Annotated in this window: 2 protein-coding genes; one reads left to right on the plus strand and one right to left on the minus strand. The window is 69.1% G+C overall.

Features of this window, described 5'->3' with window-relative positions:
* The first annotated feature begins 220 nt into the window (after positions 1-220).
* A complete protein-coding gene (locus ACWD6R_RS40480; protein ID WP_451823327.1) occupies positions 221-943 on the plus strand; it encodes an alpha/beta hydrolase in 723 nt (240 codons plus the stop codon).
* Positions 944-971: 28 nt separating this feature from the next.
* Here ACWD6R_RS40480 and ACWD6R_RS40485 read toward each other — a convergent pair whose 3' ends face one another.
* Positions 972-1,184, minus strand: coding sequence for a hypothetical protein (locus ACWD6R_RS40485; protein ID WP_451823328.1), 213 nt, complete (start codon positions 1,182-1,184; stop codon positions 972-974).
* Positions 1,185-1,574 lie beyond the last annotated feature (390 nt).

The following is a 1,574-nucleotide window of genomic DNA, read 5'->3' on the forward strand; positions in this document are numbered from 1 at the left end:
GCCTGAGCCTGCTCCAGGACCTCCGTCCAGGACTCCAGCTCCTGCCTCGCCCGCGCCTCACGCCGTTCCATCAACCCCAGCACCGACGGCATCGCCTTCGACGGCCGGCTCACCGCCGGACGCCGCTAAAGAAATCCGACCGAGTTCCACCGTTAGCTGTACAGACCCGCAATAGGTCGTCCGGGAGCGCCGTTCAAGAGCACTCCCGAAAGGCACGACCATGCAATTCACTTCCGAACAGCGCCTCGACGACGGCGTCCTCGAACGCGAATTCACCCTCGGCGAGATCCCCGGCGTCCTGTGGACGTCTGGATCCGCATCTGCCCCGCTGATCCTGATCGGCCACAACGGCGGCTTGCACAAGCGGGAATCGCGGCTGGTGGCCCGGGCCCGGCACTCCGCGGCGGAGTACGGCTACGCGGTGGCCGCCATCGACCACCCCGGGCACGGTGAGTGGCCCCGTTCCGCCGTCGACGAGCAGGCCCGCGCCGACCTCCGCCGGGCGATGCAGGCCGGCGAGCCGGTCGACGAGATCTTCGAGTCCTTCATCGTCCCGCTGGTCGAAAAGGCGGTCCCGGAATGGCGGACCACCCTGGACGCCCTCCTTTCGCTGCCCGAGATCGGCGGTCCGGTCGGGTACTCGGGGATGACCGCCATCGGCATTCGGCTGGCGGTGGTCGAGCCGCGCATCTCGGCCGCCGGTTTCTTCGCCGGGGGTTTCGTGCCCCGCGCCCAGCGCGAGGAGGCCCGGCAGGTCACCATTCCGCTGCAGTTCCTGCTGCAGTGGGACGACGAAGGGAACGACCGGCAGCTGGCCCTGGACCTGTTCGACGCCTTCGGCACCAAGGAGAAGACGCTGCACGCCAATATGGGCGGGCACGCCGGCACCCCGTGGTTCGAGGTGGACGACGGGGACCGGTTCTTCGCCCGGCACCTGAAGTGAGGCCGGGCCGTCAGGCCGGCAGCAGACGCTAGGCGGTGTCGGCCAGCAGATGCACAACCGCCCCGATCGCGGCGGTACCGGCCATCGGCGGTGCCGGCCGGTCGGGGCGGCGCTCGGCCACCAGCGCCGCCATCAGCTGGGCCCACGCCGTGAGGCACCCGGCCCGTACCTTGCGGATCGCCGGGCAGGCGACCGACTCGGCCACCAGCCGGCAGTAGGTACGCATCGCGGCGTTCTGCATCCCGCGGGGGTCGTCGCTGGGCTCGGTGGCCTCGGTGGTCCGGCTGACCTAGGTGAACAGGCGGAGCTCAGGCTTGGGCGTCACGAACTCCTATCGCTCAGACTTCGATGGCACACGCTCAAACATTGGTGGCACAGGACATCGGGCACGACCGATGGGATCTCACGGAACTCGTCGCACCGATGGGCAGGCGAGACCGCGGCCTCGGTGACAGACATTGTGGCCAGGTGACAACTGACGCGGATCGGCTCAGGCGCTCTGTCCCGCCGTCCGTCCGAGGTGGTCAACTAGCTCCGTACTTCGCGGGTGGCTGGTTCGGGTGGAGTTGCTGCCTGGCCGTGTCTGGTTGGGGGGTGGTCGTGTTGACCGGGTGTGACGAAGTCTTCCCGG

The sequence above is a fragment of the Streptomyces sp. NPDC005151 genome (assembly GCF_053599875.1).